Raw genomic sequence first — 6,606 nt, forward strand, 5'->3', positions numbered from 1 at the left:
ATTCGAAACTGGCAGGCTAGAGTCTTGTAGAGGGGGGTAGAATTCCAGGTGTAGCGGTGAAATGCGTAGAGATCTGGAGGAATACCGGTGGCGAAGGCGGCCCCCTGATGATTAACAGGCGGCGGCCTGCTGAGACTGATGCTGCGCGGCCATGACGGCCGCCGGCACGTCGGCCTTTTCCTGCCGCAGGGTTCTGCCGCGGTTGGCCTTTTCAAGCCAGGTGCGGAAATGCGTCATCATCGCCGCCGCGTGCTGCGCGTCCGGCGTACGGTAAATCAGCAGCCGGCTTTTGGTCTGGTTTGTGCAGTCGATGGCGTAAATCTCGATGCCGGCGTCGCGCTGCTCGCTTTCAATTGCTGTAAAATGCATCTGAGGCCAGCGGTTCACCTTCAGCATAAACTCACTTAAAATCATTTTTTTTCCTTTTATTGTTTTAAAAACGGTACTCTTTCACTGGTCCGCCCAGTGTAGAACGGGTTGCGGACTCTGCAAGCCGTCAGCGGGATATTAAGCGTAAAGGTTTCGTTAGCCCCTTGTTTTCAGCACCGGAGATAGCTGCAGCATGCGCCAGCGGGAGATATCCGGCAATCTGCCGGTGGGCTATCAGTGCAACAGGCAACAACACACAGGAGAGGCAGCCATGCTCAGCGAAGACAGGCTCAGTCACATCGCCGGCGATCCGGACAGCCATGACGCGGAGGCCGTGGCGATGGCGCAGGAGATCCTGCAGCTGCGCCGCACGCTGGGCGCGCCCTGGGCTGTGGTACAGCCGCTGGGCGAGCTGTATGTGGAGGACGGGAACGCGGCCATGATCTGGCCGGCGAGCCTGGCGGGGCGCGGCGACGTCTGCCTGTACCGCCTGGAGAAGCCTTCTCCGGCGGCGGAAGCCGCCACGCCCGCGGCAAAGCAGCGCGGCCGCCGAAAGAAAATGCCGGCGCAGGAGTGAGTTCCCTTCATGACAGCGCGACCGTGCCGCGTACTGACGCGGCATCGGAAAGTTTTCTGCAGGATATAGTTCCCGTTCATGTTCGGGCCCGCTGCCCTGTGGTAAGCTCTGCGCCCGAAACCTGCTGCCGGATAACCCCATGAAAAATGACTTTGAAGAAAAAATGGCCGACATCATGATTGGCGAGGCCGTTACGGCGCTGCTGGACGAGGACGTCGCCATCAGCTGGGCCGTGCTGACGGAGCGCCTGCGCGCGGCCATTGAGCATGAAACGGATGAAGACCGCGTTCGCGCGGGGCTGCGCGCTATTGAAGAGGTCCGGCGGGAAATGCAGATTCGCGCCGGTGAAAAGACCGGGGTGCCCGGCGCTGACGGTCTGTCAGCGCAGAAGCTTCACTGAGGTCACCCAGGGCGCAGCGGTATCCCCGGGGGCGTCTTTCTGATATACTGTACACTTATCCACCTTACGGACGGAGGTCATATGAACGATGACACCACCGCCGAAGATATCTACGCCGTTATCGGAACGGTCGTGGCGCACCTTCTGAAGCCGGACCAGCACCTTACCCTTCACGAAATTACCAGCGCCCTGCACGGCATGGGCGAAGCGGCGGGCGCGGCCGGAATGCGCGAAAGCTGCGAACGCGCCGTCAGGCTGCTGGCTCAGCAGATGCACTGACCTTCGGATTACTCCCGTTCTGACGTGCACCCCGCGCGCAATGACGGTGACGTGCCACACTGAGAAGTGTGAAATCGTTTAAACCGGGAGATGCCTGTGAAAGTCTGGATTGCCGTTACCCTCGCCGCCGCCGTCAGCTGCTCCGTGTGGGCCTCAAAAGGAGGATTCGACTCCCCGTCAGCGCTGGACGCCGCGCACGCTGTGCAGCAGAAGTAGCCTCAGAAGCCCTCGTCGTCCGGCGTTTTGCCCACCACGATCTCCAGCGCGCTTCGCAGCACGTCAAGCTGGACCACGTCTGAAGTGCTCTCGAGTTCGGCGATAAGATAAAGAATGATCGCTTTGCTGGTGACCTTTTTGCCGTGAATAACGATGTCCCGGATGACGGCGTCCAGCACGGCGGTCTCGGCGGCCAGCGCGTCGCCGCCGCTGCGGAAGTGCTGGATGATATCGGCTTCGGTAGTGGTGTGCTGTTCATTAAGCTGCATGATGTTATCCGTCAGGCCCTGTGGGCAAAGGTGGCCAGGCAAATGCCTGAAATAAAAACGGCCACCCTCCGGTAGCCGCATCCTGCGGGCGTCCTGCCACTTTCCGTCTGAAACGGAAATCTTTGCTGAGGGTCAGTGCTTGCGACCATTGTCAGGTGCGGGCTCAGCATTAAAAGCCAGTATTGCTGCATCACGGCTGCTGCTTACTTGTGGAAGAGTAGCTTCGACTTCATGAATGGCCATCATAATTGCTTCCAGTCGTTCAGCGTTCTGCTCGGTCTTTGTCATGGACTTTAGGACGCCAATCAGCCTGACAGCGCCAATGTCATCGCCGCTGTCAAGCATAGCTATGACTGCATCCCCCAAAACTACATCGACCAGTCTTTCTGATTTACTTCTTTGCATACCCGCGCCTTATGGTGCCTGTCATCCAGACAGAGTGCCAGTCGCCCAGTCCGGACGGCCCATGTATGCATGCTGCGGGGCGTTTTTACATGGAAACTGAAACTTAACGCTCGAACAACATACCGATAAGCGTCTGGTAATGACGCTCTTCTTCCAGGCTGGATGCCACTTCGAGGCGGCGTAACAGCTTGGTACAGATGGCCTTACGGTTAAGGTTCTTGCCCGCGCGCAGGATTTCAACGACAATCTGCCCCAGCGTTTCCTGCTGGGTCGGCGCCGATGCCTTGCTGAAGTAGTGCGCAATGTCGCTGGCGGAATCCGGGAATCTCGTATTGCTCTGACGCATGGTGAACCTCTCGGTGGTTAAAATGTAGTCGGCTCTGTCTGACCGTAAAGTTATACAACCAAATCAAACTTGTACAGCAATTGTGTTGCTGTACAGCTTATCTTTTTGTGCAAAAAGTGCTAGATGTTACTAAACAGTAACTTAGGTGAGTATCAGCGCGCGAATGATGAGCGGGTTAACGAAGGGGGTGTACAACGGTCAGAACAGCATGGCCAGCCCAGGTGCCGGGGCACAGGAAAGAAGCCTGCCCGGCGTCAGCCGGGCAGGCGGAGGGATGTATTCAGTGCGCTGAGCCACGGCCCGCTGCGGTGATCCATCTCAGCTCGTCCCGGTTGCCCGGCGATGACTCAAACCCGCGGAGCCAGCGTTTCGCCCCTCTTATCTGCACGCAGCGCGCAGGATTTTCCTCGGCGGCGGCCATCTCAGCCAGCTCGCGGATAAGCGAGCCAACGGTAATGTCCGCATTATTCATCGCCAGATGAACCGCCGCTTCGCCAATAATCATCTGGTTCTGGTCATGGTCATGGTCATGGTCATTATCAGGCATGCTCTGCTCTCCCTCCGCCTTATTACGGTATTTCAGTGTAGTCGCTTAACGGACTGAAAACCGGTTCCGTATAAATACTTTCCGCGCATTATCCCGTCAGTCAGAATTACGCTCAGCCGCACGGCAATAAAAAATATCCTGAATTCAGATGCCTGACAGGTTATCAGAGGTAACTGTCGGAAAATCCTGAATAAACCTTATGTGTGGTCTGAAATCGTTTTCATCCTGAGGTGCAGTCTGAGCATGTAAGTGTTTCGGTAATTAATCTCAGAAGAGGATTTAACAGGGCCTGAAAAATATGGATTATAAGCCTGCAGGGTACTGACCGTTAATATGCGCCGCATATAAGAAAAATCAGGGGGTAAATCCAGGTAGTTATTCTCCTTCAACATCAGAGAAAATTAGGAAATACAGATTTCCTAATTAAGCGCGCCGGGATAAAATTTACTTCCGGCGCGCGTCCTTGTGGTTTTATTTAAACTTCAGGTTTTGGTCCCCGCCGGCTGATAAGGCCGCCTTTACGGCCGGCCTCGCGCGCGCGATCGGGGCAGTTTTTGAAGTTGCCGCCGCTGGCGGCGCCGCCCTTGCTGCCCGCCTCAGAGGCGCGTGCCGGGTCGGCCGCGAAGTTTCCGGCTCCACCGCGTCTTACTGCTGTCATGATGTGTTCCTCAGATAAGAGTTGTCCTGTATATCAGACGGTTATAGTGTGGCACGTCTGTACAGGGCTGCCTGATTTCAGAATACTTTTTTTCAGGGGTATGACGGCGGACACGTATTGCAGGGTGGCTGAATCTGAAATGCGGGCCCGCTGGACCCTCGCGCTTGCGACTTCAGCGATATGCGCCAGGCTGTGTGAGCGGAACGGCGCGTGACATCCCTCCGGATGGAGAGTTGTTCTGCAGGCGCGCCGTGCCGCATTCGTATTACTTCTGCGCAGCGTTCAGGGGGTGCGTGCTGATGACAACCCGTCGCCGCAGGTGGCTTTCAGGCTCCGCGCCCCAGCAGAAGGCGGTCCAGTGGCCGCAAAATGCCAGCCAGCTGCGCACCGGGTGCAGGCAGCCCGACTCGCCCGTGCCGTCCCATACGTACACGTAGTGCTCCGGGTCGCGCAGCGCCCAGGCCACCATCCCCTCCCACATCACCTTTGCCGCGTTCGTCTGCGCGCTGTCGGTAATAATAATCGACCAGCGATGCAGAAAATGGCAGAAGAACCGGCGCGCCAGGCCGTGCACCGCCCCCTCATGCTGCGGCTGGCGGGTGCGCAACACCATGACCTGTATGCAGGCGCGCTCCGGCGAGGTGAAGTCTTCAGTTTCTTCCAGCCTCACCGCATACACGGTCTCCGGCCCGGGCTCCTGCGTGATTAGCCTGAAATGTCGCTCTGCTCTGTTCTGCCAGAGGACGTAGCCGAACGGCGTAACAAACCCGAACAGCGTAAAAGGCTCCACGTCGCGGGCAAGAAAGGCGCGGGTATCGGCCCGGTTGGTGTCTTCCGGATTCAGCACCTGACTGAAGCTGGTGTCGGGCAGGGTAATGGGCATGCTGTCGTCCGCCGTTACTTTTCTGTTCACTGAACCTCCCTGATAACCGGAGCGTTAATTTATGTCGCTGAATTGTCTACAATAACGGGTGGTGCTGTTTAAAAGGTAGAGCACCGCAGGATTACTGCTGTACACGTGCCTGTGCATCGGTTATTTTGCGCCCGACCTCATTAATCATGCACAGAGACTCCATGCGACAGGACGGACTACCGCCGGAAAAAGACCCCGGACTGACCGGCTACTTCAGCCAGGTCACCCACCCCTGCCAGATTGAGCTGCTGGGCCGCATCACCGTTGAAATCCTGCGTCAGGAGCGGCGGCTGACGCGCACCGCCTTGTGCCTGAAACTGATAAGGCGCCTCGACGGTACCGACGATGAGGCCGAGGAGGAACATCTGAAGGTTCTTCTCAGAATGCTGTTTAATCGCTGAGCCTGAGGGGTAACACCGGGAGTTCACCGGTTACGAAACGTTCGTCGTGGGAAGAGAGCGGCAACAGGAATGCCGTGCTGTCCCGGCGTACACACACGGTCCGCAGGTGGCGGTTACAGATAAACCAGACCTCGTCGCGGTCGTTGGAAAGAATGAAATAAGCGTCAGACGTTTCCGAAGGGTTAAAGCATCCCAGCGCCCGGTAGGCCGTCGTGAGGCTGAACCCGCTCAGCAGCGGCAGCGGCCGCGGCCCGCCGGGCAGCTCTTCCACTCTGAGATACAGACCCTGTTCCATCCAGAGCATGGCCACCTCCGTAGCGCATCTTCATTCTTCAGTAAAAGTTACGGTGCCGGGTGCCTCCCGGTGATTCAGAAAGGCTACCACCTGAATCGCGCTTTTGTTCCTGCTGTACCTGTGTAGCCTGGCCCCGTCGCACAGAGGGATTCACCGTGTTCAGAGCATAGCAGCCCGTTGGATTTTATTTTCTGACTTCTAAAAAAATAGCCAGACAGGCCATGGTTACTACTGCAGATGTCCAGTCAGAACCATTTTTGGCCCGTTTTTCTGAACAGATTCATGAAATTTTCGGATCATATGAACCGGGCAGGAATGGCCGTTTAAACTGTGCGGCTGCTTTACTCTGACGTCTGGGTATTTGCATTCACCTGGCTATCCGTTTGCGTTTTACCTGACCATCGCCAATAAAAAAATTGCCACTGATGCTGAGGTGGTACTCATGGCATTGCGTGACCGGAAGCTATGTGCCCAGGCTGTGTGAAAACTGTTTTGGTCGCTTAATCTGCGTAAAACAGGGTTGAAAGCAGCGCTCATACGTAAAATTTGGCTCAGCTAACCTGTCAATTAATTCCAGATTTTGCGTAGATGCACGCACTTCAGTTTTAGGTCAGAGTTTTCACACAGCCTGTGCCAGAAGGAGACGTTGCTAAGTCTGCATTCAATTAACTTCAAGGCAGCTGTTCGAAGTCAGCAATCTGGATACTGAAACTAAAAATGCACGCCTTTAATGAACCGAGTGGTTCTGTTAATATTGGCTTGTTTACAGGGAGAAACCACATGCGAACACTGACTGAACAGAAACAGTTTCAGCATAACCCAGTCATGCCCGAGCATGCAGTGTCAATTTGTCATAAACACCCGCGCAAACCGTTTATCCCCGCGGGCGATCTGTGTTTAAATGTGTATTGTTATGTTATAACGTAATTTC

Annotated in this window: 11 protein-coding genes and 1 rRNA gene; 5 read left to right on the plus strand and 7 right to left on the minus strand. The window is 56.0% G+C overall.

The annotated features are described in order from the left end of the window. The 4 genes from H7A81_RS24540 to H7A81_RS24560 all read left to right on the plus strand — a co-directional run. A 16S ribosomal RNA gene (locus tag H7A81_RS24540) occupies positions 1–163 on the plus strand; the annotation flags it as partial. A 477-nt stretch (positions 164–640) separates the two neighbouring features. Next, positions 641–946 (plus strand): hypothetical protein, encoded by a 306-nt coding sequence (locus H7A81_RS24550; RefSeq protein ID WP_182059007.1) that lies wholly within the window; start codon positions 641–643, stop codon positions 944–946. Positions 947–1,085: 139 nt separating this feature from the next. Then, complete coding sequence (locus tag H7A81_RS24555; RefSeq protein WP_039337088.1) at positions 1,086–1,346, plus strand: hypothetical protein; 261 nt, start codon at positions 1,086–1,088, stop codon at positions 1,344–1,346. A gap of 81 nt (positions 1,347–1,427) precedes the next feature. Further along, complete coding sequence (locus tag H7A81_RS24560; protein WP_182059008.1) at positions 1,428–1,625, plus strand: hypothetical protein; 198 nt, start codon at positions 1,428–1,430, stop codon at positions 1,623–1,625. A gap of 218 nt (positions 1,626–1,843) precedes the next feature. Here H7A81_RS24560 and H7A81_RS24565 read toward each other — a convergent pair whose 3' ends face one another. The 6 genes from H7A81_RS24565 to H7A81_RS24590 all read right to left on the minus strand — a co-directional run bounded on the left by H7A81_RS24565 (position 1,844) and on the right by H7A81_RS24590 (position 4,979). Continuing rightward, positions 1,844–2,110 (minus strand): biofilm/acid-resistance regulator YmgB/AriR, encoded by a 267-nt coding sequence (locus H7A81_RS24565; RefSeq protein ID WP_058973869.1) that lies wholly within the window; start codon positions 2,108–2,110, stop codon positions 1,844–1,846. A 132-nt stretch (positions 2,111–2,242) separates the two neighbouring features. After that, on the minus strand, positions 2,243–2,515 hold the full coding sequence (locus H7A81_RS24570; RefSeq protein ID WP_182059009.1) for a hypothetical protein: 273 nt from the start codon (positions 2,513–2,515) through the stop codon (positions 2,243–2,245). Between the two features lie 103 nt (positions 2,516–2,618). Continuing rightward, positions 2,619–2,861 carry a regulatory protein YcgZ gene (ycgZ, locus tag H7A81_RS24575; RefSeq protein ID WP_039337534.1) on the minus strand — a complete coding sequence of 81 codons (243 nt, stop codon included), beginning with the start codon at positions 2,859–2,861 and terminating at the stop codon, positions 2,619–2,621. Positions 2,862–3,141: 280 nt separating this feature from the next. Next, positions 3,142–3,408 (minus strand): hypothetical protein, encoded by a 267-nt coding sequence (locus H7A81_RS24580; protein WP_255479035.1) that lies wholly within the window; start codon positions 3,406–3,408, stop codon positions 3,142–3,144. A 475-nt stretch (positions 3,409–3,883) separates the two neighbouring features. Beyond that, entirely contained in the window at positions 3,884–4,066 is a 183-nt protein-coding gene (locus tag H7A81_RS24585) for a general stress protein (protein WP_039337529.1), read from the minus strand. A gap of 265 nt (positions 4,067–4,331) precedes the next feature. Beyond that, positions 4,332–4,979, minus strand: a complete 648-nt coding sequence (locus H7A81_RS24590; RefSeq protein WP_182059010.1) for a hypothetical protein — start codon at positions 4,977–4,979, stop codon at positions 4,332–4,334. A gap of 161 nt (positions 4,980–5,140) precedes the next feature. Between H7A81_RS24590 and H7A81_RS24595 the strand changes: the two genes are divergently transcribed. Beyond that, entirely contained in the window at positions 5,141–5,380 is a 240-nt protein-coding gene (locus tag H7A81_RS24595) for a biofilm development regulator YmgB/AriR family protein (protein ID WP_072034446.1), read from the plus strand. On the opposite strand, the gene H7A81_RS24600 is transcribed toward H7A81_RS24595, so the two are convergent. Then, positions 5,370–5,684 carry a hypothetical protein gene (locus H7A81_RS24600; RefSeq protein ID WP_182059011.1) on the minus strand — a complete coding sequence of 105 codons (315 nt, stop codon included), beginning with the start codon at positions 5,682–5,684 and terminating at the stop codon, positions 5,370–5,372. The two genes, H7A81_RS24595 and H7A81_RS24600, sit on opposite strands and share 11 nt — an antisense overlap. Between the last annotated feature and the right edge of the window lie 922 nt (positions 5,685–6,606).

Origin of the sequence: Pantoea sp. ME81 (genome assembly GCF_903970985.1) — a bacterium.
GTDB lineage: Bacteria > Pseudomonadota > Gammaproteobacteria > Enterobacterales > Enterobacteriaceae > Pantoea > Pantoea communis.